General features: G+C 55.1%; 24 protein-coding genes. 15 read left to right on the top strand and 9 right to left on the bottom strand.

Annotated elements, in window-relative coordinates; translation table 11 throughout:
- Positions 1–2: 2 nt before the first annotated feature.
- Together HMPREF0201_RS01510 and uxaC are read right to left on the bottom strand one after the other, a co-directional pair.
- On the bottom strand, positions 3–1,490 hold the full coding sequence (locus HMPREF0201_RS01510) for a UxaA family hydrolase (protein ID WP_016534677.1): 1,488 nt from the start codon (positions 1,488–1,490) through the stop codon (positions 3–5).
- A gap of 18 nt (positions 1,491–1,508) precedes the next feature.
- Positions 1,509–2,921: a glucuronate isomerase gene (gene uxaC / locus HMPREF0201_RS01505; protein ID WP_016534676.1), complete on the bottom strand. Its 1,413-nt coding sequence runs from the start codon at positions 2,919–2,921 to the stop codon at positions 1,509–1,511.
- A gap of 370 nt (positions 2,922–3,291) precedes the next feature.
- Here uxaC and HMPREF0201_RS01500 point away from each other — a divergent pair, with 370 nt between their 5' ends.
- From HMPREF0201_RS01500 to HMPREF0201_RS01450, 11 genes are all read left to right on the top strand, one after another.
- Positions 3,292–4,593, top strand: a complete 1,302-nt coding sequence (locus tag HMPREF0201_RS01500; RefSeq protein ID WP_039897858.1) for an MFS transporter — start codon at positions 3,292–3,294, stop codon at positions 4,591–4,593.
- Positions 4,594–4,699: 106 nt separating this feature from the next.
- A complete protein-coding gene (gene exuR / locus HMPREF0201_RS01495) occupies positions 4,700–5,476 on the top strand; it encodes a transcriptional regulator ExuR (RefSeq protein ID WP_016534672.1) in 777 nt (258 codons plus the stop codon).
- Between the two features lie 320 nt (positions 5,477–5,796).
- Entirely contained in the window at positions 5,797–6,459 is a 663-nt protein-coding gene (gene yqjA, locus HMPREF0201_RS01490; RefSeq protein WP_016534671.1) for a DedA family general envelope maintenance protein YqjA, read from the top strand.
- A gap of 9 nt (positions 6,460–6,468) precedes the next feature.
- Complete coding sequence (mzrA, locus tag HMPREF0201_RS01485) at positions 6,469–6,846, top strand: EnvZ/OmpR regulon moderator MzrA (RefSeq protein WP_016534670.1); 378 nt, start codon at positions 6,469–6,471, stop codon at positions 6,844–6,846.
- A 176-nt stretch (positions 6,847–7,022) separates the two neighbouring features.
- Positions 7,023–7,391 (top strand): DUF1090 domain-containing protein, encoded by a 369-nt coding sequence (locus HMPREF0201_RS01480; protein ID WP_039897856.1) that lies wholly within the window; start codon positions 7,023–7,025, stop codon positions 7,389–7,391.
- A 51-nt stretch (positions 7,392–7,442) separates the two neighbouring features.
- Positions 7,443–7,748: an ElaB/YgaM/YqjD family protein gene (locus HMPREF0201_RS01475; protein WP_016534668.1), complete on the top strand. Its 306-nt coding sequence runs from the start codon at positions 7,443–7,445 to the stop codon at positions 7,746–7,748.
- Between the two features lies 1 nt (position 7,749).
- The gene (locus HMPREF0201_RS01470) at positions 7,750–8,145 is read left to right on the top strand and encodes a phage holin family protein (protein ID WP_016534667.1); all 396 of its coding nucleotides are present in this window, start codon (positions 7,750–7,752) and stop codon (positions 8,143–8,145) included.
- Complete coding sequence (locus HMPREF0201_RS01465; RefSeq protein ID WP_016534666.1) at positions 8,145–8,435, top strand: YqjK-like family protein; 291 nt, start codon at positions 8,145–8,147, stop codon at positions 8,433–8,435. The genes HMPREF0201_RS01470 and HMPREF0201_RS01465 overlap by 1 nt, the downstream gene beginning before the upstream one ends.
- A gap of 216 nt (positions 8,436–8,651) precedes the next feature.
- Entirely contained in the window at positions 8,652–9,044 is a 393-nt protein-coding gene (locus tag HMPREF0201_RS01460) for a DoxX family protein (protein ID WP_016534665.1), read from the top strand.
- A 74-nt stretch (positions 9,045–9,118) separates the two neighbouring features.
- On the top strand, positions 9,119–10,111 hold the full coding sequence (locus HMPREF0201_RS01455; RefSeq protein ID WP_016534664.1) for a glutathione S-transferase family protein: 993 nt from the start codon (positions 9,119–9,121) through the stop codon (positions 10,109–10,111).
- A 104-nt stretch (positions 10,112–10,215) separates the two neighbouring features.
- Positions 10,216–10,605: a DUF805 domain-containing protein gene (locus HMPREF0201_RS01450; RefSeq protein WP_016534663.1), complete on the top strand. Its 390-nt coding sequence runs from the start codon at positions 10,216–10,218 to the stop codon at positions 10,603–10,605.
- A 54-nt stretch (positions 10,606–10,659) separates the two neighbouring features.
- On the opposite strand, the gene mpl is transcribed toward HMPREF0201_RS01450, so the two are convergent.
- Complete coding sequence (gene mpl, locus HMPREF0201_RS01445) at positions 10,660–12,045, bottom strand: UDP-N-acetylmuramate:L-alanyl-gamma-D-glutamyl-meso-diaminopimelate ligase (protein WP_016534662.1); 1,386 nt, start codon at positions 12,043–12,045, stop codon at positions 10,660–10,662.
- A gap of 175 nt (positions 12,046–12,220) precedes the next feature.
- Here mpl and fbp point away from each other — a divergent pair, with 175 nt between their 5' ends.
- On the top strand, positions 12,221–13,219 hold the full coding sequence (fbp, locus tag HMPREF0201_RS01440) for a class 1 fructose-bisphosphatase (protein WP_016534661.1): 999 nt from the start codon (positions 12,221–12,223) through the stop codon (positions 13,217–13,219).
- 51 nt (positions 13,220–13,270) lie between these two features.
- On the opposite strand, the gene HMPREF0201_RS01435 is transcribed toward fbp, so the two are convergent.
- On the bottom strand, positions 13,271–14,824 hold the full coding sequence (locus tag HMPREF0201_RS01435) for a methyl-accepting chemotaxis protein (protein WP_016534660.1): 1,554 nt from the start codon (positions 14,822–14,824) through the stop codon (positions 13,271–13,273).
- Between the two features lie 283 nt (positions 14,825–15,107).
- Between HMPREF0201_RS01435 and ppa the strand changes: the two genes are divergently transcribed.
- Positions 15,108–15,638 carry an inorganic diphosphatase gene (gene ppa / locus HMPREF0201_RS01430; RefSeq protein WP_016534659.1) on the top strand — a complete coding sequence of 177 codons (531 nt, stop codon included), beginning with the start codon at positions 15,108–15,110 and terminating at the stop codon, positions 15,636–15,638.
- Between the two features lie 51 nt (positions 15,639–15,689).
- On the opposite strand, the gene HMPREF0201_RS01425 is transcribed toward ppa, so the two are convergent.
- The 5 genes from HMPREF0201_RS01425 to tamA form a co-directional block, all read right to left on the bottom strand.
- Positions 15,690–16,040, bottom strand: a complete 351-nt coding sequence (locus tag HMPREF0201_RS01425; RefSeq protein ID WP_016534658.1) for a type II toxin-antitoxin system ChpB family toxin — start codon at positions 16,038–16,040, stop codon at positions 15,690–15,692.
- On the bottom strand, positions 16,034–16,285 hold the full coding sequence (locus HMPREF0201_RS01420) for an AbrB/MazE/SpoVT family DNA-binding domain-containing protein (protein ID WP_016534657.1): 252 nt from the start codon (positions 16,283–16,285) through the stop codon (positions 16,034–16,036). Before HMPREF0201_RS01420 ends, HMPREF0201_RS01425 begins: the two co-directional genes overlap by 7 nt.
- 226 nt (positions 16,286–16,511) lie before the next feature.
- The gene (locus HMPREF0201_RS01415) at positions 16,512–16,856 is read right to left on the bottom strand and encodes a gamma-glutamylcyclotransferase family protein (protein WP_039897855.1); all 345 of its coding nucleotides are present in this window, start codon (positions 16,854–16,856) and stop codon (positions 16,512–16,514) included.
- 2 nt (positions 16,857–16,858) lie between these two features.
- Positions 16,859–20,635: an autotransporter assembly complex protein TamB gene (gene tamB, locus HMPREF0201_RS01410; RefSeq protein WP_016534655.1), complete on the bottom strand. Its 3,777-nt coding sequence runs from the start codon at positions 20,633–20,635 to the stop codon at positions 16,859–16,861.
- Positions 20,632–22,368 carry an autotransporter assembly complex protein TamA gene (gene tamA, locus HMPREF0201_RS01405; RefSeq protein WP_039897853.1) on the bottom strand — a complete coding sequence of 579 codons (1,737 nt, stop codon included), beginning with the start codon at positions 22,366–22,368 and terminating at the stop codon, positions 20,632–20,634. The genes tamB and tamA overlap by 4 nt, the downstream gene beginning before the upstream one ends.
- A 213-nt stretch (positions 22,369–22,581) precedes the next feature.
- On the opposite strand from tamA, the gene msrA reads away from it, so the two are divergent.
- Positions 22,582–23,220 carry a peptide-methionine (S)-S-oxide reductase MsrA gene (gene msrA / locus HMPREF0201_RS01400; RefSeq protein ID WP_039899083.1) on the top strand — a complete coding sequence of 213 codons (639 nt, stop codon included), beginning with the start codon at positions 22,582–22,584 and terminating at the stop codon, positions 23,218–23,220.
- Between the two features lie 255 nt (positions 23,221–23,475).
- Complete coding sequence (gene paeA / locus HMPREF0201_RS01395) at positions 23,476–24,813, top strand: polyamine export protein PaeA (protein ID WP_016534652.1); 1,338 nt, start codon at positions 23,476–23,478, stop codon at positions 24,811–24,813.
- Positions 24,814–24,836 lie beyond the last annotated feature (23 nt).

The raw sequence follows: 24,836 nt of genomic DNA, 5'->3' as shown, positions 1-24,836 counted from the left end.
AGCTAAAGCGTTACGCCACTCTTAAACAGCGCCAGCTCGCGGAAGTCGTTTTTCTCGTTGCAGGTGCTTTCCCCGTTTACCGTGCGAACAATTACATCAATAAACTGCTCCAGCAGCTCTGGCATGGTGCTGCCGTGCAGCAGGCGCCCGGCGTCAAAATCAATCCAGTGCGGTTTTTTCTCCGCCAGCTCGCTGTTAGTGGCGATTTTCAACGTGGGCACAAAGCCGCCATAAGGCGTGCCGCGCCCGGTGCTGAACAGCACCATATGGCAGCCCGCTGCGGCCAGCGCGCTGGTCGCTACCGCATCATTTCCGGGCGCGCTAAGCAAGTTCAGCCCGGCCTCTTTTAGCCGCTCTCCGTAGCGCAGCACGTCAACAACCTGGCTGCCTCCGGCTTTCTGCGTGCAGCCGAGGGATTTCTCTTCCAGCGTGGTGATGCCGCCCGCCTTGTTTCCCGGAGAAGGGTTTTCGTAAATCGGCTGGTGATGCTCGATAAAATAGCGTTTGAAGTCGTTAACCATGGCGACAGTTTTCTCAAACGTTTCTTCATCGCGACAGTGGCTCATCAGAATGCGTTCTGCGCCAAACATTTCCGGCACTTCCGTCAGCACCGTGGTGCCGCCGTTCGCCACCACATAGTCGGAAAAGAGGCCCAGCATTGGGTTGGCCGTAATGCCGGAAAGACCATCGGAGCCGCCGCATTCAAGGCCGAACTTCAACTCGCTGAGCCGGCCCGGCTGGCGGGTGTCGTGGCGCATAACCTGATACAGGGCGTGAAGGTGCTCCAGCCCCGCCTCAACTTCATCATCCTGCTGCTGCAAAGCCATAAAACGCACGCGGCTCGGGTCATACTCGCCCAGCGTTTCGCAAAAGGCGGCTATCTGATTGTTTTCACACCCAAGCCCCACCACCAGCACCGCTCCGGCATTAGGATGATGCACCATATTTTGCAGCATGGTACGGGTGTTGAGGTGATCGTCTCCCAGCTGGGAACAGCCGAACTGGTGGCTGAACAGATACGCTCCGTCAATGCCTTCCGCGTCGTTGGTCTGCTTCAAAAAGCGGTTCAGCATCTGGCGCGCTATGGCGTTTACGCAGCCGACGGTTGGCAGGATCCATAGCTCATTGCGCACGCCCACCGCGCCGTTGTCCCGGCGATAAAGATTAACTTCGCGATCGCTCGTCCGTTTGCACGCAGAGAGAAATTCAGGCTGATAGCGATACTCATCAACGTCGTTAAGGTTGGTGCGCAGGTTATGCGAATGCAGATGCTCGCCGACGGCGATCGTAGACAGCGTATGGCCTATCGGCAGGCCATACTTCACAACATTTTCATCGGCGGCGAGCGCACGAAGGGCAAATTTGTGCCCACGAGCTACCGGCTGGGGCAGCGAAAATTCACTTTGCCCGAACGTTATCGTCTCTCCCTCCGGCAGGTCTACCAGCGCGACGGCAACATTGTCCCGGGGGTGGATCTGGATGTATCGCATATCGGCCTCGGTCGCGGGTTAATTCAGCTCAATGGCAAAGTAGTCACGGGCGTTGTTAAAGCAGATGTTTTTTACCATCTCGCCCAGCAGCGGTAGATCTTGCGGCACTTCGCCCGCCTGCACCCAGTGGCCAAGCATGCGGCATAAAATCCGGCGGAAATATTCATGGCGGGTGTAGGAGAGGAAGCTGCGGCTGTCGGTGAGCATACCAACGAAGCGGCTGAGCAGGCCGAGCTGGGCAAGCTGGGTCATCTGCCGCTCCATGCCGTCTTTTTGATCGTTAAACCACCAGCCTGAGCCAAACTGCATCTTGCCCGGCATCCCTTCGCCCTGGAAATTACCGATCATCGTGCCCAGCACTTCGTTATCGCGCGGGTTCAGGCAGTAGAGAATGGTTTTCGGCAGCAGGTTCTCTTCGTTTTGCTTACTCAACAGTTTTGACAGCGGCTCGGCCAGCGGCCTGTCGTTGATTGAGTCGAAGCCCACGTCCGCCCCCAGCAGCTTGAACTGGCGCTGGTTATTATTGCGCAGCGCACCGATGTGGTACTGCTGCACCCAGCCACGGCGCGCGTACTCGGTTCCCAGCCAGGACAGCACGGCGGTTTTAAACTGTGCAACTTCGGTTTCATTGAGCAGAGCGCCCGCCAGGCGACGGGCCAGAATAGCGTCCAGCGTGGCTTCATCGGCCTCGGCGAACAGCACGACGTCCAGGGCATGGTCGGCAACTTTACAGCCGTGCGCGGCAAAGTGATCCAGCCGCTTGCTTAAGGCAGCCTGAAGATCGCCGAAGCGGCGAATATCGGTATCAGAAACGGCGGCCAGTTTTGAGATGTATTCCGCAAAGGTCGCCTGTTCAATGTTAAATGCCCGGTCCGGACGCCAGCTCGGCAGCACTTTGACGTCAAAATCGGCATCTTTTGCCACGGCGGCATGGTGCTCGAGAGAATCAACCGGATCGTCAGTGGTGCCGACCATTTTCACGTTCATCTGCTTCATGATGCCGCGAGCGCTGAAGGAGTCCTGCGCCAGCAGGTCGTTGCCCTGGTGCCAGATTTCATCCGCCGTTGCCGGGGAGAATAGCTTCCCGGTGATGCCGAACGGGCGGCGCAGCTCGAGGTGCGTCCAGTGATAGAGCGGGTTGCCGAGAGTATGCGGTACGGTGGCGGCCCAGGCGTCAAACTTTTCGCGGTCGCTCGCATCCCCGGTACACAGCCTTTCCGCAACGCCGTTGGTACGCATCGCGCGCCATTTGTAGTGATCGCCCTTCAGCCAGATGTCATACAGGTTTTTAAAGCGATAGTTGTCGGCGATTTGCTGCGGCGGCAGGTGGCAATGGTAATCAAAAATCGGCTGCTGTTTTGCGTAGTCGTGATAAAGACGGCGGGCGAATTCGGTATCAAGAAGAAAATCTTCAGTCATAAACTGGGCCATGGTCGGGCGTCCTCTGCAAATAACTATTCTATGCTTGTGCATGATGGAACAAAGTTATCACACCAATTTTTCAGCAACGACCTGATTTTTGCGTATAAGCTCACAAAAATAGCAGATTAATTCGCCACAAACGGCCCCAAACCCCGCTACAACCCGCATCAGATCTGGCCGCAAAGGCGCTTTATCACGCCGTTCTTCCGGAAAAAGCTTTTGTGATATCACTCAACTTATAAAGATGTATGACAAGTTATCTTTCAGCCGTCGATGTCCTTCTTGCTATGGAAAGCCAGCCGCAGGCCTGGGTGACAAAAATAACGATGGATGCCGGTTTACCTGAAAACGTTCAAATGAAGACGGGATGGGGTTAGAAATGCGAAAGATAAAAGGTTTACGCTGGTACATGATAGCGCTGGTGACCCTGGGCACCGTGCTGGGCTATCTGACCCGCAATACGGTCGCCGTTGCGGCACCCACGCTGATGAGCGAGCTGCATATCACCACCCAGCAATATTCGTGGATAATTGCCGCCTATTCCGCCTGCTACACCGTGATGCAGCCGGTTGCGGGCTATGTGCTGGACGTGTTGGGTACTAAAATAGGCTACGCGGTCTTCGCCGTTGTATGGGCCGTTTTCTGTGCCGCCACCGCGCTGGCGGGCAGCTGGGGCGGGCTGGCGCTTGCCCGCGGCGCGGTTGGTGCGGCCGAAGCGGCGATGATCCCGGCGGGGCTTAAGGCCAGCAGCGAATGGTTCCCGGCAAAAGAGCGTTCCATTGCGGTGGGCTATTTCAACGTTGGCTCCTCAATCGGCGCGATGATAGCTCCGCCGCTGGTGGTCTGGGCAATCGTCATGCACAGCTGGCAGATGGCGTTTATCGTGACGGGCGTCCTGAGTTTTATCTGGGCGATGGTTTGGCTCTGGTTCTATAAAAACCCCCGCGACCAGAAGAAACTCAGCAGCGAAGAGCGCGAATACATTATCAGCGGCCAGGAAGCTCATCATCAGACCGATAACACCAAAAAAATGTCGGCCTGGAAGATCCTGCGTAACCGCCAGTTCTGGGGCATTGCCCTGCCGCGCTTTCTTGCGGAACCGGCCTGGGGCACCTTTAACGCATGGATCCCGCTGTTTATGTTCAAGGCCTACGGCTTTAACCTGAAAGAAATCGCGATGTTCGCCTGGATGCCGATGCTGTTTGCCGACTTCGGCTGCATTCTTGGCGGTTACCTGCCCCCGCTGTTCCAGCGCTGGTTTGGCGTTAACCTGATTGTTTCCCGCAAGCTGGTGGTTACCATGGGCGCGGTGCTGATGATTGGCCCCGGCACCATCGGCCTGTTTACCAGCCCTTACGTCGCCATTGCCCTGCTGTGCGTGGGCGGCTTTGCTCACCAGGCGCTATCCGGCGCATTGATCACGCTCTCTTCCGACGTTTTCGGGCGCAACGAGGTGGCGACAGCAAACGGCCTGACGGGGATGGCAGCCTGGACCGCCAGCACGCTGTTTGCCCTGGTCGTCGGCGCGCTGGCTGACACCATGGGCTTTAGCCCGCTGTTTGCCGCGCTGGCGGTATTCGACCTGCTGGGCGCTATCGTTATCTGGACGGTACTGAAAAATCAGCCCGCCAGTGAGCTGACGCCCGAAATCGTTCCGGCAAAAGCCGTCGTGCAGTCTTAAACTTAGCCGCCTTCGGGCGGCTTTAATCCCGATGCTTGCTAGAGCGTTATCTGAAAAAGTGGTATAACAAATTTACTCACGCCGCAGCCCTTTTTTGGAGCAACTTATGGACGCCATAGAACCCCGCCGCCTGTATCAGCAGCTGGCCGCTGAACTTAAACATCGTATCGAGTCCGGGGTTTACCAGGTCGGAGAAAAACTGCCTGCGGAGCGCTATATCGCGGAAGAGAAAAACGTCAGCCGTACAGTCGTGCGCGAGGCGATAATCATGCTGGAGGTTGAAGGTTACGTTGAAGTCCGCAAGGGTTCCGGGATCCACGTCATTTCCAGCCAGGCAAAATATATGACGGTGCCGGACGAGCGCTTTGAATTTGCCAATTATGGTCCTTTCGAGCTTTTGCAGGCCCGCCAGCTGATTGAGAGCAATATTGCCGAGTTTGCCGCCACTCAGGTGACCAAGCAGGACATTGTTAAGCTGATGGAGATTCAGGAAAAAGCGAGAAAAGAGCAAACCTTCCGTGATTCAGAATGGGATCTTCAGTTCCATGTGCAGGTGGCGCTGGCTACGCAAAACGGCGCGTTGGCCACTATCGTGGAAAAAATGTGGAGCCACCGCATTTACAACCCGTACTGGAAAAAATTACACGAACACATGGATATGCGCCCGGTTGATAACTGGTGCGACGATCATGACCAAATCCTTAAGGCATTGATTCGCAAAGACCCTTCTGCGGCTAAACTGGCCATGTGGCAGCATCTGGAAAATACTCGCCAGGTGCTGTTTAACGCCACCAGCGATGATTTCGAGTTCAACGCAGACCGCTATTTGTTTGCTGAAAATCCGGTAGTTCATCTTGATAAAGCGGCAAACGGTCAAAAATAGTCATTTTTCCGCCCGAGGGTAAGCAAACCATAAATAGTGTCAGCGTTTGTAAATACCCTCGCCAGCCTCCCCGCCAGTAAGCAAAATCATTCCTCAACAAACTGCAAATACTGTGACGTATAACGCGTAGTTTTGTTACAATTAGATGCAATTTCACCGTCTGTACGGGTTTCCGTCCTTCTGGCTGTCGTTTCACACGATGTTATTCCGACACCACAGTAGGGGCAGTGGATTGTAGCCAGCAACTAACTATAAAAACCATGCTGCATTCTGCTCATCCGTTTACACCGGCGGCCTAAACGAAGTGCCAGGAACACTGAATGGAACTACTGACGCAACTGCTCTCCGCTCTCTGGAGCCAGGATTTTGAAACGCTCGCTAACCCCTCGATGGTTGGCATGCTCTACTTTGTGCTGTTCATGATTTTATTTCTCGAAAACGGCCTGCTTCCGGCGGCATTTTTGCCCGGTGACAGCCTGCTGGTTCTGGTTGGCGTTCTGATAGCGAAAGGGTCTCTGGGCTTTGCGGAAACTATCGCTCTGCTCACCATAGCGGCAAGCCTCGGCAGCTGGCTGGGCTACATTCAGGGGCGCTGGCTGGGAAATACGAGGCTGGTACAAAACTGGCTTTCTCATCTGCCTGCGCACTACCACCAGCGTTCACACCAGTTATTCCATAAGCACGGCCTGTCGGCGCTGCTGGTGGGCCGTTTTATCGCATTTGTTCGTACCCTGCTGCCAACTATTGCCGGGTTATCGGGTCTTAGCAGCACACGCTTCCAGTTCTTTAACTGGATGAGCGGCCTGTTGTGGATATTGATTCTCACCACGCTGGGCTATTTGCTGGGCAAAACCCCTGTGTTCCAGAAATACGAAGACGCATTAATGTCGTGCCTGATGCTTATCCCGGTGGTGCTCCTTGTCATCGGCCTCGTAGGTTCATTAATTGTGCTCTGGCGTAAAAAACGCGGTCAAAGCAGTTAGAGAGATTCGATGAAATTAGCTTTCACAGGCCGCCTTCGGGCGGCGCTGCTTGTGGGTGCGCTGGCGCTGGTCGCGCTGGTTATGTGGTCCGGCATGCAGAATAAAGATTCCACTCTTGAGATACGTGCCTCGCGGCAGGGCGGGAGCATACCTGACGGTTTTTACGTCTGGCATCATCTCGACGCCAACGGCATCCGCTTCAAAAGTATTACGCCGCTGAATAACACACTGCTGGTTACTTTTGATTCCAGCGCACAGAGTGAAGCCGCAAAGGAAGTGCTGAACCGTACGTTGCCGCAGGGCTATGTTGTGGCCCAGCAGGACGGCGATAGCGACGCGCTGGCATGGCTCTCCATCCTGCGTCCTGACCACAATCATCTCGGTTAACTACCCTTCTCTGAGTCTGAATTTGTTATTACCCTCTGGGTTTTTAGTTGATTCATGACTATGCTTTATCTGTTTTTACCGCTCATTATCAGCGCTTTTAAACGAAACTCTGGAACGACGCATAGGGTATTATCACCCGATAATTTGTGCATCGTCTTACAATGGAAGGTCAAATCATGAAATACCGCACCGTACTGGCTCTTGCTTTACTCACCCTGACTTCTGCCGCTCAGGCCGCTTCGCTTTGCGGTGAAAAAGAGCAGGATATTCAACGCGAGATTGGCTATGCGGAAAAACACAATAACCAGCATCGTATTGATGGCCTGAAAAAAGCGTTGAGCGAAGTGCGCGCAAATTGCAGCGACAGCAGCCTGCGCGCCGAACACCAGAAAAAAATCACCCATCAAAAAGAAGAAATTGAAGAACGTAGAGCCGATCTCAATGAAGCCCGCCAGAAGGGTGACCCGGAAAAAATTGCTAAACGCGAGAAAAAACTGGCAGAAGCTGAAGACGAATTGAAAGCTTTAGAGAAGCGTGATTACTGAGACAGGTAGTCGCAGACTTTAAGGATCCACCTCAAACACTCGGAGAGAATTATGTCAAAAGATACTACGTCAGAACATTTGCGCGCTGAGTTGAAATCCCTGGCAGATACGCTTGAAGAAGTCCTGAGTGCTTCCACGGACAAGTCGAAAACCGAACTGGATAAGCTGCGCACCAAAGCTGAAAAAGCGCTGAAAGAGAGCCGCTCTCGTCTCGGCGAAACCAGCGAAGCCATCGCCCAGCAAACCCGTGAAGCCGCGGCAAAAGCTGACGATTATGTTCGCGAGAACCCGTGGACAGGCGTTGGGATTGGTGCGGCGGTAGGCGTCGTACTGGGTGTGCTGCTGGCTCGCCGCTAAGATGGCTGATTCTCATCAAAGCCAGGGGCCGGGCAAGAGCGTGCTCGGCATTGGTCAGCGTCTGGTCACCATTCTGGTTGGAATGGTTGAAACACGCCTGCGCCTTGCCGTGGTTGAGCTGGAAGAGGAAAAAGCGCATCTCGTTCAGCTGCTGCTGATGCTCGGCCTGACGATGCTGTTTGCCGCTTTTGGCCTGATGAGCCTGATGGTGCTGGTTATCTGGGCCGTTGATCCGCAGTATCGCCTCAACGCCATGATTGCGACCACCGTGGTGCTGCTCTCCCTGGCGCTGATCGGCGGTATCTGGACGCTGAGAAAATCCCGGCAGTCGACTTTGCTGCGCCATACCCGGCGCGAGCTGGAAAACGACCGGACCCTGCTGGAAGAGGATAAGTAATGAGCGATGCAGAACGCACTAAGCGTAAGGCGCATCTGCTCAGCCAAATCCAGCAACAGCGTCTCGACCTCAGCGCCACAAGGCGGGATTGGTTGCAGGTGACCGGCCCTTACGATCGCGGCTGGAATACTCTGCTAAGCCTGCGCAGCTACGCCATGATAGCCAGTAGCGTGCTGGCTATCTGGTCGGTACGGCACCCAAGCCTGCTGATGCGCTGGGCGAAGCGAGGTTTTGGCGCCTGGAGCGCCTGGCGAATGATCCGCAACGCGCTGAATCAAAACCCACGCTAGACCCCACAAACACCGCCTCGATGGCGGTGTTTTTACTTTTGCCGCTTAGTTCACTCAGGATATTTGAAGGACTTAGACAGTTTTCCTTGCTAACAATCCTTTTTCACCCCGTCTATTATCCTCTCCATCGACGGCAAGCACCGGTAATCACTGGAGTTTGCGCCCCCTTTAAGTCCTGGCAATGAACGCCGGAAAAAAGAACCGCTGGAGAGTAAAATGAAAAAATTAGAAGATGTTGGCGTCCTGGTTGCTCGTATTTTAATGCCAATCCTGTTTATTACCGCTGGCTGGGGCAAAATCACCGGTTATGCTGGCACTCAGCAATACATGGAAGCGATGGGCGTGCCGGGCGCACTGCTGCCGCTGACTATCCTGCTGGAGTTCGGCGGCGGTCTGGCTATCCTGTTCGGTTTCCTGACCCGTACCACCGCGCTTATCACCGCGCTGTTTACTCTGCTGACGGCGTTCCTGTTCCACAGCAACTTTGCTGAAGGCGCGAACTCCATCATGTTTATGAAGAACTTCACCATCGCGGGTGGTTACCTGCTGCTGGCCGTCTTCGGCCCGGGCGCAATCAGCCTCGACCGCGTACTGAATAAAAAGTGGTAAGCGTTCTATACTGATGAACACTGAGAAAGCGAAGACATTGTCTTCGCTTTTTTGCTATTGAGGAGGAGAAAAAAATGGGGCAACTCATCGACGGCGTCTGGCATGACGTCTGGTACGACACCAAATCGACCGGCGGCCGCTTCAAGCGCACCGAATCCGCCTTCCGCAACTGGCTGACCGCAGACGGCACCGCCGGTCCAGACGGTAGCAAAGGCTTTGCAGCCGAAAAAGATCGCTATCATCTGTATGTCTCCCTGGCGTGCCCGTGGGCGCACCGCACCCTGATGGTTCGCAAGCTGAAAGGTCTCGAGCCCTTTATCTCTGTTTCCGTAATACACCCGCTGATGCTGCAAAATGGCTGGACGTTTGGCACAGACTTTCCGGACGCAACCGGCGACACTCTTTATCAGCACGATTTTCTCTATCAGCTCTATCTTCAGGCAGACCCGAACTATACCGGGCGCGTTACGGTGCCGGTGCTGTGGGATAAGAAAAATCAAACCATCGTCAGCAACGAGTCGGCTGAAATCATCCGCATGTTCAACACGGCGTTTGATGCGCTTGGTGCGCGAGCAGGAGACTACTACCCCGAAGCGCTGAGAAGTGAGATAGATGAGCTAAACGGCTGGATCTACGACTCGGTGAATAACGGCGTGTATAAGGCAGGATTCGCCACTTCGCAGGAAGCCTATGACGAAGCCGTCGACAAGCTTTTCATCTCTCTGGAACGCCTTGAGCAAATCCTCGGCCAGCACCGCTATTTAACCGGTAACCAGCTGACCGAGGCGGATATTCGCCTGTGGACGACGCTGGTACGCTTTGATCCGGTGTATGTCACCCACTTCAAGTGCGACAAACGCCGCATCAGCGACTACCCCAATCTTTACGGCTTCCTGCGCGACATCTATCAGTTGCCGGGGATAAGCGAAACGGTGAGCTTCCCGCATATTCGCAACCACTACTATCGCAGCCATAAAACGATTAACCCAACCGGCGTTATTTCCGTCGGCCCTGCGCAGGATTTAGACCAGCCGCACGGGCGCGATGTCCGGTTTAGCCGGGGTTAAGAATATTCACCACAACAATGATTTACGGCCCAGATTTTCACGACTATTCTTGAAACGATCGCTTATCTATCGGGTGATTTTCGGATAATCAAGGCGGGCCGTAAATGGATTGGTATTTCAAAGCATTAAGAAATTATCTTGGTTTTAGCGGCCGTGCACGCCGCAAAGAGTACTGGATGTTCCATCTGGTGAACTTCATTCTGGCTGGCGTACTCAGCGTGCTGGACAGAATGCTTGGACTTCATATCTATAAAGATGAAGGAGCGCTCACCACAATTTACAGCATCCTGGTTTTCCTGCCGCTCTGGGCAGTACAGTTCCGCCGCCTGCACGATACCGATCGTTCCGCATGGTGGCTTCTGCTGCTGCTGATCCCTGTCGTTGGCTGGCTGATTATTCTGGCGTTCAACTGCCAGAACGGGACGCCAGGCGTTAACCGCTTCGGTGTGGATCCTAAGGTAACAGACACATTTAAAGTGGCTGGCTCGCTTTAAACAAAAAGGGCGTACCCGAAGTACGCCCTTGACCGCATGCTACACGGGCTTGGCTTAAATAGCCTGCTCGTCCGCAAGTTCCGCTTTTTTAGCCAGACCGTTCAGCAGCTTCTGATGAATGCCGCCGAAGCCGCCATTGCTCATCACCAGAATATGGTCGCCGGGCTGCGCTGTTTTCACAATCATATCGGCCAGCGTATCCACGTCCGCACTCCAGTGCGCTGGCTGCACGCAGGCCTCAGCCACTTCCGCAACCTGCCATGGAATATGCTGCGGTTGCAGCAGGAAGACTTCATCTGCACGCCCCAAAGATGGCGCCAGATCGTCTTTGCAGACGCCCATTTTCATGGTGTTTGAACGAGGCTCCAGCACCGCCAGAATGCGCGCCGTTCCGCCAACTTTGCCGCGTAAAGCAGCCAGGGTTGCCAGAATTGCCGTCGGATGATGAGCAAAATCATCATAAACGGTTACGCCATTAGCTTCACCGCGCAGCTCAAGGCGACGGCGTGCGTTAACGAAACCGCCCAGTGCCTGAGCGGCATCTGCCGGCGTGACGCCAACATGCCGGGCGGCGGCAATCGCCATCAGGCCGTTATGCATGTTGTGTTCGCCCACAAGCTGCCAGTTCACGGTGCCTACGCACTCGCCGTCCAGATAGACTTCCCACTGGGAGGCATCGGTCGTCAGCTTTTTAGCCTGCCAGTGGCCCTGCTCGCCAACCAGTTCCTGCTCGCTCCAGCAGCCCATCGCCAGGGTTTGCTTCAGGTTTGCGTCGTTTTCCGGCCAGATAATTTTCCCCTGGCCCGGCACGATGCGCACCAGATGGTGGAACTGCTTCTGGATGGCTTTCAGATCGTCGAAGATATCCGCGTGGTCGAACTCAAGGTTATTGAGGATCAGCGTGCGCGGGCAGTAATGCACGAATTTGGAACGCTTGTCGAAGAACGCGCAGTCATATTCGTCGGCTTCAATCACGAAGAATGAGCTGTCGCCCAGGCGAGCAGAAACCTCGAAGTTCCCCGGCACGCCGCCGATGACAAAGCCCGGCTTATAACCGCAGGCTTCCAGAATCCAGGTCGCCATTCCGGCCGTCGTGGTTTTACCGTGAGTACCGGCAACCGCAATCACCCAGCGGTCGCGCAGCACAAAGTCATGCAGCCACTGCGGGCCGGACATATAAGGAATGCCCTGCTCCAGCACCGCTTCAACACAAGGATTACCGCGCGTCATCGCGTTGCCGATAATCACCAGGTCAGGATGCGGGTCGAGCTGGCTGGCGTCATAACCTTCGATTAACGAGATCCCCTGCTGTTCAAGCAGCGTACTCATCGGCGGGTAAACATTGGCGTCCGAGCCAGTCACTTCATGCCCTAAAGAGCGAGCCAGCATCGCCAGGCCGCCCATAAAGGTGCCACAGATCCCTAGAATATGAATGCGCATACGAAACTATCCTTTCTTTGTTTGGCGCACATTCTAACCGTATGGCCTCCGGGGCGAAACGCATTTCAGGATATTCCTTAACTTGCTGGCGCGATTCACCTGTGCGCGATGTTTTGAATATTTGTTAAGATTGTTGCGATCGCTTTATCCAACATAATGATGCAGGGAAAGTGTTATGAAAACGTTAGGTGAATTTATTGTCGAAAAGCAGCACGAGTTTTCTCATGCTACCGGTGAGCTTACGGCTTTACTGTCGGCGATAAAGCTGGGCGCTAAAATCATCCACCGCGATATCAATAAGGCCGGTCTGGTCGATATCCTGGGTGCGAGCGGTGCCGAAAACGTGCAGGGCGAGGAGCAGCAAAAACTCGACCTGTTTGCGAATGAAAAACTCAAGGCAGCGCTGAAGGCACGCGGCATTGTGGCAGGTATTGCCTCCGAAGAAGAGGATGACATTGTCGTCTTCGAGGGCGCGGAGCAGGCCAAATACGTGGTGCTGATGGACCCGCTTGACGGCTCTTCTAACATTGATGTCAACGTCTCGGTTGGCACCATATTTTCTATCTACCGCCGTATCACTCCCGTAGGCACTCCGGTAACCGAAGAGGACTTCCTGCAGCCCGGCAACAAGCAGGTTGCAGCGGGATATGTGGTTTATGGCTCCTCGACGATGCTGGTTTACACCACCGGCTGCGGCGTTCACGCCTTCACCTACGATCCTTCACTCGGCGTATTCTGCCTGAGCCAGGAACGTATGCGCTTCCCGGAGAGAGGCAACACCTACTCCATTAACGAAGGCAACTACATTAAATTCCCGAACGGCGTGAAGAAGTACATCAAATTCTGCCAGGAAGAAGATGCGGCCAGCAAGCGCCCTTACACCTCGCGCTACATTGGCTCTCTGGTTGCGGACTTCCACCGTAACCTGCTGAAAGGCGGGATTTACCTTTATCCAAGCACCGCCAGCCACCCTGAAGGCAAACTGCGTTTGCTGTATGAAGGCAACCCGATGGCGTTCCTTGCGGAACAGGCAGGCGGTAAAGCCAGCGACGGTAAAGAGCGTATTCTGGACATCATCCCAACCACCCTGCACCAGCGCCGCCCGTTCTTTGTCGGCACTCAGCACATGGTTGAAGACGTCGAGCGCTTTATTCGCGAATACCCGGACGCCTGATTTCTTTCTTATCACCCTCTCCCATCGGGGAGAGGGTTTTTAGCGCTTCACTTAATAGCGAAATGACGCCATCGCCGTAACCAACTGCTGAGACTGCTCTTCCAGCGAACGGGTTGCCGCCGTAGACTCTTCCACTAACGCCGCGTTCTGCTGAGCCGCTTCATCCATCTGGCTCACGGCAATATTCACCTGCTCAATTCCGTGGCTTTGCTCGTTAGAAGCGTTGGCAATTTCACGTACCAGCCTGGTCATACGCATAATTTCTTCGGCGATTTCATCCATTGTTTCACCGGCCTGCTGGGCGAGGTCGCTGCCCTCGCCTACATGTGTCTGAGAGTCAGAAATCAGGGTGCGGATCTCTTTGGCCGCTTCGGCGCTACGGCTTGCCAGAGTGCGAACTTCACCGGCTACCACGGCAAAACCACGCCCCTGCTCCCCGGCACGAGCCGCTTCCACCGAGGCGTTGAGCGCCAGGATATTGGTCTGGAAAGCAATGCCGTCGATAACGCTAAGAATATCTGCGATACGGCCGGCGCTTCCTGAAATATCACGCATTTTTTCAATCACGTAGCAAACCATTTCGCTGCCGCGGTCGGCCGTGTCGGAAACCACTTTCGCCAGCTTATGGGCCTGCTCGGCGTTATCGGCGTTTTGCTTCACGGTGGCGGTGATTTGCTCCATGCTGGCTGCGGTTTCTTCCAGCGAGGTTGCAGTGGATTCAGTACGCTGGGAGAGGTTGAGGTTGCCCGCAGCCAGCTCGCGGCTGCCGGTATCAATCTGCGATGATGCGTCGCGCACGCGGCTTACCGAGTCCACCAGAGAGGTCCGCATCGCCACAATCGCTCCGGCAAGGCGGCCAAATTCGTTGTTGCCGGTTTGCGGCAGCGGCTGGGTTAAATCACCTTCGGCGACAAACTCCAGCTGGTGAATGGCTTCATCCAGCGGCTTAAGCAGCAGATGGCGCAGCGCCAGCCACACCAGCACAATGATGGCGGCAGTCAGCAGCGCGGCAAGGATAATAAAGCCAAGCACGATTTTCTTATGCAGCTGGACGCCAGCCACTTCGCTGTTGCCGCGGGCTTCACCCCAGCGCTGAAACGCCTGCACGTCGGTATCAAATTTCTGCCCAAGCGGGATCAGGCTTTTTTCCAGCAGATCGTAATAGTCGTCCGGGCTTTGCTTTTGCAGCGCCGCCAGCATCGGAGCAATCCCCTGAGCCTGATAGGCTGCATAGCTTTTGCCCAGACTTGCCAGAAGAGCATCGCCCTGCTCGTCGCTCACGCCGCTGTCGATAACAGATTTTAGATTTTTCTGCGCCTGGTCTACTTCGGCGGTCACATTTTTAGCCGACTTCGTCGCATCATCCAGCATGCCGATTTCCATCTGCCGTACCGACTGACCGGCCTCATTACGGGCGCGCAGCAGCAGAATATAGCCATCGCTAACGCGCACCATTTGCTCACCCTGCAGGCGATTAATGCGCTCAAGAGAAGCGGAACTTTGCTGCAGGGCATAAATGCCGATGCCGCTAACAACCAACAGCAGGAACGTCATAACTGCCAACAGCGTCAGCAGCCCCGTGCGAATCGACAAATTTCTCAACATGCTTAATTCCCGGTTTAACGATGGCTCATGAATAAAGTAGTGAGCGTGTTATCGGCAATTTTAGGAAAATGTTTAATCAATTTGCGTTATTTGCATACGTTAAGTGCTTGTTGCCATGACGTTTAGCGCAGGCAGGTTCGCACGGTTATCCGGGCAGGCGGCCGCGCCGGAGGGCCGTTTAGCTTAGCGTCTTAGGCCGTTGGGGAAAAACAGCAAAAGACATTTAACCGCAGTTGGCTATAATATCGGGCACTTGAAATACACCAGTTTAAAGGAAAGAGACATGAGCTTACTCAACGTTCCAGCGGGTAAAGATCTGCCGGAAGATATCTACGTTGTTATTGAAATCCCGGCTAACGCTGACCCAATCAAATACGAAGTAGACAAGGATAGCGGCGCGCTGTTTGTTGACCGCTTCATGTCTACCGCGATGTTCTACCCGTGCAACTACGGTTACATCAACCACACCCTGTCTCTGGACGGTGACCCGGTAGACGTTCTGGTCCCAACTCCATACCCGCTGGAGCCAGGCAGCGTGATTCGTTGCCGCCCTGTTGGCGTGCTGAAAATGACCGACGAGTCTGGTGAAGACGCTAAACTGGTTGCTGTTCCGCACACCAAACTGAGCAAAGAGTACGATCACATTAAAGATGTGAACGACCTGCCAGAACTGCTGAAAGCGCAGATCACTCACTTCTTCGAGCACTACAAAGACCTCGAAAAAGGCAAATGGGTGAAAGTTGACGGCTGGGACAATGCCGAAGCTGCTAAAGCAGAAATCATCGCCTCTTTCGAACGCGCCGCTAAGAAGTAATTCTCAGCCTGCGAGTAAAGAGCAAACACCGCCTCCGGGCGGTGTTTTTGTTTATTCGAGGATGGCCTGAAGCCTGGCTAAAACTTCCTCAACAACATCTAGCGGAGCGGCCTCAAGTTTTTGTGCCCCGCGGCATTCAAGATCGACCATTCTGGCCTGGTTAACCAGCACCACGCCGCAGGTCTCCGTCCCGCATCCGCTCAGGGAAACGGCAAAACCTGCGTCCCTTGCGTAATTTCCGCCCTGAGTGATGGGTGCCACCAGCACCGTGCCCGTCTGGTTAAATGCCCGGGTTGAAAGCACCAGAGCAGGACGGCCTTCCCCCTGCTGCTCCCGGCCAACGGCGGGATTGAACCCCACGAGAACGATATCGCCCCTTTCAAACCCCCCACGTCTTACCATACTTCTTTCCCGACCGGGTTATCCTTGCCCCAAATCTCTTCTTCAGACACTTTTGGCGCCGATGGGTCACCCAGAGCCAGCAGTTCGTCCAGAGTGTACTTTTTCCTTACGGGTTTCATAATCAACTGATTGTTAAACACTTCCGCCTCCATACTTTGCCCAATCTTGAGCCCTAGCTCATCCATTAATGCACCGGGAATGACCATACCAGCACTGTTCCCCCATTTTTTGATGGTGATGCGCATCTCTCTCTCCTGTCGGGTGTGTTATACAAAGTATAAACACAACGACATGAAACTGCGCCAGTTATAAAACTGATTCAGACGCATGAACAGAACAAAATGTGAGCAGAGTTTAATTTTGGAATGGGCTTCCCACGGAAAAATGTACGGCGGAGGAAGATGACAAAATAATGGAAGGCCGCAGGGATAAAAAAACGGCTACCTGTTGGGGTAGCCGCTTTAGATGTGCTTAATACTTTTCTCGATCCAGCCAGTTCCCGCTGTCGATGCGCGTTAGCCCGTCCACCGGGCGCTGGTAAACGTACATCCAGGCTCCGCCGTAAGGTGTCTGAATCAGCTGGCGTCGGTACTCGCCCCCTTTGGTGCGCAGTGCATCAAGCTCGGAAAGTGTGGAGGCGTCTATCCGGTAAACTTCACCCGATACTATGCCATCGCCCGGCACGGCGCCTGGATAATGTCCAAGGCTATACAACACGTAGTTTTCCTGCGTGTGGTCGCCCAGCCACTGGGCGTTGGTCATCCAGTGGCTGTTACCTTGTTTGCGTCGTAAACTGCCGTAAACAAATATTCGCATTGCTAAAACTCAAACTGATAGAGCAGATCTAGTGCCTGATCTACGCCAGACACCGCTTCCAGATATAGCTTAGGCATCAGACGATAACGCAGCGTTAACGTCGCCAGAGAGTCAAAAATACCTACGCCATATTTAACCTGAAGACCCGGCAGTACATAGCCGCTGACGACCACCTGGGAAGAGTCTCCTACCCCTGCGGTGTCGAGCGCCAGGTTGCTTACGCCAAACGTCTCGCCGATTTTACCCACAACCTGACCACTTTGTGCAACCCCCAGACCCACAAGCATTGAAGTCATCGCGTCGCCATCGTTGCCGGAAGTGTCTAATCCCTGGCCGCGAAGCAGGTAGGACAAGGCTTCCTGCTGTGACATCGCCGGGTCAGAGAAGATTTCAGCTTTCGGTTCGTCGGCAGGCCCGGTAACCCGAACGCCCGCCGTGACGTCGTTTTCCGTCGCTTCCGGGTTACGCACTGCCTCAATGTTGAGATACGGGTTATCCGGCGGGCCGGAGAACAGCAGCTCGCCTTTGCGCACGATAAGATCCTGCCCATAAGCATGGAAGCGCCCCTGCGGAATGCTGATTTGGCCGTTCAGACCCAGCCCCTGCTTATCCTGCACCATTTTCAGGTCGCCGGTGAGGCGGGCTTTCAGGCCGAAGGCATCCAGCCGGACATTATTGCCAACGTGAATCGTCAGATTGCTGTTGATTGGAATACTTGCCGACTTCGGATTCACCGGTTTCAGATCTTTATCCAGCATCACTTCATCGCTGGAGACGCCCACCGCGCTGCCCGGCACATCGTGGACCACGATACGCGCCCACGGCACGTCAACATTGCCGTTAAGGGTGAACAGGCTCGGGGTTGCCACAAACTCGATATCCGGGGAAACGTCCAGCCGCACCATCGGCGGCACGGTGATACGCACCTTGCTGCCCTTCGCGGCAATACGCGCCCGCCAGTTGTCGATTTGCGTCCAGTCTGCGTCGCCGCTGAGGACTATTTGCCCCTGTTTGGTTCGCACCACGCCTTGCAGCGTTGAATTCATGCCGTTGAAGTTCATTGCAATCTGGCTCGGCTGCATTTCGAACGGCATAAAGTTGCCTTCAACATCAACGCCGTTGAGCTGCATCTGGCCGAACATCTGCGGACGTTCAAGGTTGCCGCCAAGACGCAGGTTAGCATTCAGCGTGCCGTCTGCTTTCTCGCCGCGCGAGAAGATAGCGTTGGCGATAGCCAGCGAGAAGTTACGAATATTGACGTTGCCGCCCAGGTTACGTCGCCCCTGCGGGTCGGTTATTTGCACCTGGCCGTCGAACTGCCCGTTGTTCGCCACTTTGACCAACCAGCCCAGTTGGGCGCGATTGTTCTTCAGTTCCGCGTTCAGGTTTAGCGTATCGAAGGCGACCGGCAGCGTATTTCCGTTAACCACCTGCGCGACCTTCACGCCGCGCCCGCTAAGCGTGACCTGGCCCTGAGGCAGGCCGCCGGACTCGCTGTCCCAGCTCACATCCGCTTTACCGGTAAACACGCCGCTGGCCTGAGTCTCTTCCGGCATCACCGGTTTTAGCATCGCCAGGTCGAAGCGGTTAAGGTTCACCACCGCGCGGCCTTTAGCTCCGGCGTCAATGGTTTGCGGTACGCAAAGCTCAGCGTTCGGGTTAACCCAGCAGTGTGGGCCAATCGCAATCTTCTGTTCTTTATTTCGGAAGTCCAGCGTTAGCTCGCGGTTCAGCGCCCACGGGCCAACCGGCGTGTCGAAGCGCGTATCGGTCAGCTTGCCGCGCCAGCGCTCTTCATTGCGGTCAAAACTGCCGCTGAGGTTCAGCCGCCCGGAAACGGGTTCGCCCTGAATACGCAGCTGAAGCTGGTGCTGCTTTTCATCGCCTTTCGCATCCAGCGTAACCAAATCGACCTTCACGCCGGGCTGAACAACGCGCTCTACGCGCAGGTTGAGGTTGCCGCCGATTTGCTCACTCGACTTCACGTCACCTTTGAGCAGCACGCGGGCAACGGTCAGTTCCTGCCAGCGCAGGCTATTTGCCGTGAGGTCAGCCAGCAACTGCGGCGCTTTCACATCGCCACGCACCTTGATGATGCCTTTCGCCGTGCCGCCGAGGCCCGGCAGCGCATTATCCAGGTTTGGCGCATTAATGTTGGCGTCCAGGTTGAGATCTTTCTCGCCCAGCTCGCCCTTCACATCAACCGTGTTGCGCCCCAGCTCAATGTGCAGGCCTGGCACTTTCCACTGCATGTAGTTGTTGCCCTGGAGTGCGCCCTGAACGTTAACTTTGTTCTGTTTCACGTTTCCGCTGAGCTTCAGCTCGGGAATATCCATCTGCCAGCTGCCGCCGTACAGGCTGCCGCGGGTTTTGATATTGCCGTCCAGCTTCGCGGGCCAGTCCGGGAACTGCTTCGCGGTATTGATTCCTGCGAGGGTAAGTTCGCCGCGCCAGCTAATCGCTTTGCTCCAGTCCACCAGCGCCTTCAGATCGGTATTGCCCTGAAGCGCAGCCACCCGCAGTTTGTCGAGGCTAAACTGCTGCTCGTTACCTTTGCCATCGAGCGTTATCGTGGCGGGTGGAACCTGGTCGCCCTTCACGGCGGTGCTGAACGAAAGCTTGTAGTCGGTCATCTTGCCGGTCAGGCGCAGCTTGATGTCATCCGCCTGGTACTGTTTTTCACCGCTCAGCGGCCAGGCAAGCTGCTTGCTGTCCAGCGCGATATTCAGCGGCAGTCCGGCCTCCGCAAGCTTCGCCTGAGCATTCAGCTGCATGCCCACCGGCCCTGAAAGGTTAACGCCGACTTTCAGCTCGTCGCGCAGCGCGCCGCCGACTTTCATCTTCACCTTTTCGCCTTTCAGCGGGTCAATGTTAAGCGTGCTGTTAAGGGTCAGGTCTACCGGCCAGTTATCCCGCAGCTGGGCGCTGCCGGTGGCGTTCACCAGCCCCTGGGACGAGTCCACGTCCAGCGCATCCAGCTTCAGGTTGCCGTCGATGCTGCTGACTTTGAGCAACAGCGAATTAATCATCAAATCGGTGTCGCCCGTCAGGCGCAGGCGCGCGCCGCGGAATTCCTGAATATTCAGATTCACCGGCAGGTTTACGTCTGCCATTTCCGGCAGCAGCGGCTTCTCGAAGAGCTTCTGGAGCGTTTCCCCAAGCGGAGCTTCGCCAGGCTGCGGGTTCTGGATCTTCGGCTCCACCACTTCTTCTTTTGCCACCTGCGCGGCTTTCGGCAGGGCAATAAGCAAGCCTTCAAGGCTGGTTGGCGTCAGCGTGAGATTTCGCTGCTCCCAGCTCAGGCCGCTGGAGAAATCCATCACCGAAACGGTGGTGTCGTCGATTTTAACGTTGACGTTATTCAGCGCCACGCGGCTGAGGGTGATGGGATATGGCGTGGAGAGGTTGAGTGGGCCGCTGTCCTGCTCTTCGACTGGAGCAGACGGCGGCATTTTTTTACTGTCGATAGCGACATCGACATCTTTTAGCGAGAAGTCATTCACGCACAGGCTGCTGTGCCACAGGCAGTTGAGCTTAACCGCAAGATGCACTTCGCCCGCTCGCACCGCAACACCCGGCTGCTCGTAGCTCAGGTTCTTCAGCGTCAGGTTGCGCCAGCCGCCATCGACCTGGGCGATGTGAAGCCCCGGCACCCAGCGGTTAGCCCCTTTAAATAGCAAATGCAGGCCCGGTGTAGTGCCGACCAGGAAACCTACCGCCGCAACCAACAAGACAATAACAGCCAACACCGCGAGGCTTATTTTCTTCCAACGACTCATAATTCAGGCCCCAAACCGATGTAAAACTGTAAACCGTGCTCTTCTTTATCGCCAACCGGCACCGCAAAATCGAGCTTGATTGGGCCAACGGGAGACTGCCAGCGAACCCCGACGCCCGCGCCGGTTTTGAAATTACTGCGCTTGATGTCGTTAACCGCTTCGCCGGAGTCAACAAACGCCGCGCCCCACCATTTTCCGGTTACGTTGTACTGGTATTCCAGCGAGCCGGTTGCCAGCTTGGATGCACCGGTCAGCTTGCCGTTGCTGTCCTCAGGCGAGATAGATTTGTATTTGTAGCCGCGAATGCTGCGGTCGCCACCGGCGAAGAAACGCAGGTCCGGCGGGACTTTCTTGAAGTTGTTGGTTTCTATCCAGCCAAGGTTGCCGCGCACCACAAAGCGGTGTTTTTCATACAGCGAGCGGATCCAGACGTTTTGCGCCTGGAAAACGCCAAAGTCGACGTCTGAACCCCATGTCGTGTTGGAAACATCAATCGAATACCGCTGTGAATCACCCCACGTAGGCATCAGGCCGCCGCGCGAACGCGTACGGTTCAGGCTAACGCCCGGGTAGAGCAGCATCGTGGTGTTGGTGACGTCCGCCTGGGTAAAGTGGTCGAGGCTCCAGCGCAGGTTAACCGCGCGCTGCCAGCCGCTCGACATATCCCAGTAGCGGGAAAGCGCCACGGTTGTTGAGTCAGATTTTGTATCGTTCAGATCGGTGCGTTTGAAGCCGCCCTGCACCAGGTAGTATTGCTCCAGCGGGCTTTTGAGCAGCGGCACTTTATAGCTGAAGTCCAGCGTCTGCTCCGGGCCGGAGAGGCTGGTGCTGGTCGTCAGGCTGTGGCCGTACGAGTTCATCCACGGCTTTTTCCAGCTGGCTTTCAGGCGTGGGCCTACGTCGGTTGAATAACCCACACCGGTTTCTATCGTGTTCTCGGTACGGGGAGAAACTACGCCGTGCAGAGGCAGCACTTTGGTCTGCCGGGACTTTTCAAATTCTGGCGCCACAACCACAGAGTTAAACCAGCCGGTTGCCGACAGGCGGCGGTTAAGCTCGGCCAGATCGCTCGACTTGTAGTAGTCACCCGGCTTAAACGGGATCAGATTTTGCAGGTACTCTTCGCGAATTTGCGAGCCTTCGAAAGTGACGTCGCCAAAGCGGTAGCGCTCGCCGCTGTCGTAGTCGATATCCCAGAACGCCTGGTGCCTGTCCAGCGAAACGCCTAGCTGGCTTTTGCGGAAATCACTGTCGAAGTAGCCTTTACGCAGCGCAACGCTGGAAAGCCCTTTTTTGAAGTTGTCGTAATCGGCGTGATCGAGAACGGTGCCGATTTTTGGCCGCTTGGTGAGCAGCTCGAGATAGTCTTTGTCGGTACGTGCGCCGCCGCGCAAAATAACATCAGTGCCGCCAATTAACACCGGCGGGCCTGCGTCTACTTTCGCGAGCAGTACCTGTCTGCCGCCGTTTGCAGGAGGCGGACGAAGGGTAAAATCAATTGTCGGCTCGTAATAGCCCAGGGCTTTTAGCCCTTCACGAATAGCGTCGTCCACGCGCGCCTGGAAACGGCGATCCGGCGTGACTTCATCACTTTCGATAGTTGAAAGCTGGGCACGTACGTTTTTTTGCAGCTCGCCGCTGAGTCCCTCAACCTGCAAACGCACGTTCGCTGCGCTGGCCCATGTGCTCGCCACACACAGGCTGGTAATACATAAAGTACGGATTGCTGGCACGTTTTCTCCTGAATATCCTTGTTCCCACCCCTGGAAGGAAACGTCATTACCGCTCCGCGGATTAACAAAACCCTAACATTAAGGGTTGAAAATAACTCACTAGCCTAAATCTTTCTTATATGTAATGTAGTCTTTAAGTTGTGTGTATTGTCTGAAATTGCAGGACTGATGACAACCGCTCGCTTTTTTATCGATTTCCCGGAGAAAAACACCATGCATTTGTTCGAAAAAACTCACCCTGTTGCTCAGTCCGAAGCCCTGCCGGGGCGAAACACGCCAATGCCGGTCGCCACGCTTCATGCGGTTAATGAACACTCTATGACAAATGTACCAGATGGGATGGAAATCGCCCTGTTTGCGATGGGATGTTTTTGGGGCGTCGAGCGTTTGTATTGGGAGATTCCCGGCGTTTACAGCACGGCTGCGGGCTACAGCGGCGGCTATACCCCAAACCCAACCTACCGTGAAGTCTGTAGCGGCCAGACCGGCCATGCGGAAGCGGTGCGTGTGGTGTATGACCCGAAAGTCGTCAGCTATGAGCAACTGCTACAGGTGTTCTGGGAAAACCACGATCCGGCTCAGGGCATGCGCCAGGGCGGCGACGTAGGGACTCAATATCGCTCCGCTATTTATCCCCTGACGCCGGAGCAGGACAAAGCGGCCCGCGCCAGCCTTGAACGCTTTCAGGCCGCGATGACCGCCGCCGGTGACAAACGCCAGGTCACCACCGAGATTGCTAATGCAGGCCCGTTCTATTACGCGGAAGACGACCACCAGCAGTATTTGTACAAAAATCCGCAGGGCTATTGCGGCATCGGCGGTATTGGGGTTTGCCTGCCGCCTCAGGCGTAATATTTACGCCTTTCGATCTAAACTTACCGCCCGGCTGCATTCCACAATGAAAATAATGCTGGATTGCAGCCATGCAGACTGACCCATTCCGCCGTGCCTCTTTTATAGCCAGTAGCGACACCTCCCCCGCTTACGCTATACTAGTCGTTGAAATTGCTGGCCCGCTCACAAAATCGGCCAGCTTTTCTTGTGTTTGACCCCTGGATTTTTCAACTTTTCCCTTCCGAGGATCTGGCCACAACAGCCGGATAAATTATGTTAAACAGTATTTTGATAATACTTATTCTTATTGCTATCAGTGCCTTCTTCTCAATCTCTGAGATCTCGCTTGCCGCCTCTCGTAAAATCAAACTTAAGCTGCTGGCCGATGAAGGCAATGTGAACGCGCAGCGCGTGCTGAAGATGCAGGAAACGCCGGGCATGTTCTTTACGGTGGTGCAAATTGGCCTGAATGCCGTAGCTATTCTCGGCGGTATCGTCGGCGATGCGGCCTTTTCACCGGCCTTTAAAATGCTGCTGGAACGCTTCCTGTCTCCGGAACTTGCCGATCAGCTCAGCTTTATTATCTCGTTCACCCTCGTCACCAGCCTGTTCATCCTGTTTGCAGACCTTACCCCGAAACGCATCGGTATGATTTCGCCTGAAACGGTCGCTTTGCGAATCATCAACCCGATGCGCTTCTGTCTGTTTATCTTCAGACCTCTGGTCTGGTTCTTCAACGGCCTGGCGAACGTTATCTTCCGCATCTTCAAACTGCCGATGGTGCGTAAAGACGACATTACCTCCGACGACGTTTATGCAGTATTTGAAGCCGGTGCGCTGGCGGGCGTGCTGCGTAAGCAGGAGCACGAATTGATCGAAAACGTGTTCGAACTTGAATCACGTACCGTCCCGTCCTCCATGACCTCACGCGAAAACGTTATCTGGTTCGATTTACACGCCGACGAGCAGAGCCTGAAGTCCACCATCGCCGAGCATCCTCACTCCAAGTTCCTGGTGTGTAACGGCGATATCGATCACGTTGTCGGCTACGTTGACTCTAAAGAGCTGCTGAACCGCGTGCTGGGCAACCAAAGCATGGCGCTTAACAGCGGCGTGCATCTGCGTAATGCGCTGATTGTGCCGGATACGCTGACGCTGTCCGAGGCGCTGGAAAGCTTCAAAACCGCCGGTGAAGACTTCGCGGTTATCATGAACGAATACGCGCTGGTGGTAGGCATTATCACCCTGAACGACGTGATGACCACCCTGATGGGCGACCTGGTCGGCCAGGGGATGGAAGAGCAGATTGTGGCCCGCGACGAGAACTCGTGGCTGGTTGAAGGCGGGACGCCTATCGATGACGTGATGCGCGTGCTGGATATCGACGAATTCCCGCAGTCCGGCAACTACGAAACCATCGGCGGATTCATGATGTTTATGCTGCGTAAGATCCCAAAACGCACAGACGCGGTGAAATTCTCCGGCTACAAGTTCGAGGTAGTGGATATCGATAACTACCGCATCGACCAGTTGCTGGTGACGCGCATTGATAACAAGCCAACGGCGCTGACGCCAAAGCTGCCCGATGCTGAAGAGAATCAGGAGCAGTAAGCTCCTCAGAAACACGAACGGCC

The organism is Cedecea davisae DSM 4568 (genome assembly GCF_000412335.2).
In the GTDB taxonomy this organism is placed as follows: Bacteria; Pseudomonadota; Gammaproteobacteria; order Enterobacterales; family Enterobacteriaceae; genus Cedecea; species Cedecea davisae.
Note: the sequence above shows the minus strand (reverse complement) of the source record. Positions and strands in the feature narration are given on the sequence as shown.

Bases quoted from the DNA above. Each gene is read 5' to 3' on its own strand.
- HMPREF0201_RS01415 (WP_039897855.1), bottom strand. From the start codon at position 16,856: ATGCGAATATTTGTTTACGGCAGTTTACGACGCAAACAAGGTAACAGC.
- mzrA (WP_016534670.1), top strand. From the start codon at position 6,469: ATGAAATTAGCTTTCACAGGCCGCCTTCGGGCGGCGCTGCTTGTGGGT.
- ppa (WP_016534659.1), top strand. From the start codon at position 15,108: ATGAGCTTACTCAACGTTCCAGCGGGTAAAGATCTGCCGGAAGATATC.
- HMPREF0201_RS01455 (WP_016534664.1), top strand. From the start codon at position 9,119: ATGGGGCAACTCATCGACGGCGTCTGGCATGACGTCTGGTACGACACC.
- HMPREF0201_RS01420 (WP_016534657.1), bottom strand. From the start codon at position 16,285: ATGCGCATCACCATCAAAAAATGGGGGAACAGTGCTGGTATGGTCATT.
- HMPREF0201_RS01500 (WP_039897858.1), top strand. From the start codon at position 3,292: ATGCGAAAGATAAAAGGTTTACGCTGGTACATGATAGCGCTGGTGACC.
- yqjA (WP_016534671.1), top strand. From the start codon at position 5,797: ATGGAACTACTGACGCAACTGCTCTCCGCTCTCTGGAGCCAGGATTTT.
- fbp (WP_016534661.1), top strand. From the start codon at position 12,221: ATGAAAACGTTAGGTGAATTTATTGTCGAAAAGCAGCACGAGTTTTCT.
- mpl (WP_016534662.1), bottom strand. From the start codon at position 12,045: ATGCGCATTCATATTCTAGGGATCTGTGGCACCTTTATGGGCGGCCTG.
- HMPREF0201_RS01465 (WP_016534666.1), top strand. From the start codon at position 8,145: ATGAGCGATGCAGAACGCACTAAGCGTAAGGCGCATCTGCTCAGCCAA.
- HMPREF0201_RS01425 (WP_016534658.1), bottom strand. From the start codon at position 16,040: ATGGTAAGACGTGGGGGGTTTGAAAGGGGCGATATCGTTCTCGTGGGG.
- msrA (WP_039899083.1), top strand. From the start codon at position 22,582: ATGCATTTGTTCGAAAAAACTCACCCTGTTGCTCAGTCCGAAGCCCTG.
- HMPREF0201_RS01480 (WP_039897856.1), top strand. From the start codon at position 7,023: ATGAAATACCGCACCGTACTGGCTCTTGCTTTACTCACCCTGACTTCT.
- HMPREF0201_RS01475 (WP_016534668.1), top strand. From the start codon at position 7,443: ATGTCAAAAGATACTACGTCAGAACATTTGCGCGCTGAGTTGAAATCC.
- tamB (WP_016534655.1), bottom strand. From the start codon at position 20,635: ATGAGTCGTTGGAAGAAAATAAGCCTCGCGGTGTTGGCTGTTATTGTC.
- paeA (WP_016534652.1), top strand. From the start codon at position 23,476: ATGTTAAACAGTATTTTGATAATACTTATTCTTATTGCTATCAGTGCC.
- HMPREF0201_RS01470 (WP_016534667.1), top strand. From the start codon at position 7,750: ATGGCTGATTCTCATCAAAGCCAGGGGCCGGGCAAGAGCGTGCTCGGC.
- HMPREF0201_RS01510 (WP_016534677.1), bottom strand. From the start codon at position 1,490: ATGCGATACATCCAGATCCACCCCCGGGACAATGTTGCCGTCGCGCTG.
- HMPREF0201_RS01460 (WP_016534665.1), top strand. From the start codon at position 8,652: ATGAAAAAATTAGAAGATGTTGGCGTCCTGGTTGCTCGTATTTTAATG.
- HMPREF0201_RS01450 (WP_016534663.1), top strand. From the start codon at position 10,216: ATGGATTGGTATTTCAAAGCATTAAGAAATTATCTTGGTTTTAGCGGC.
- HMPREF0201_RS01435 (WP_016534660.1), bottom strand. From the start codon at position 14,824: ATGTTGAGAAATTTGTCGATTCGCACGGGGCTGCTGACGCTGTTGGCA.
- uxaC (WP_016534676.1), bottom strand. From the start codon at position 2,921: ATGGCCCAGTTTATGACTGAAGATTTTCTTCTTGATACCGAATTCGCC.
- exuR (WP_016534672.1), top strand. From the start codon at position 4,700: ATGGACGCCATAGAACCCCGCCGCCTGTATCAGCAGCTGGCCGCTGAA.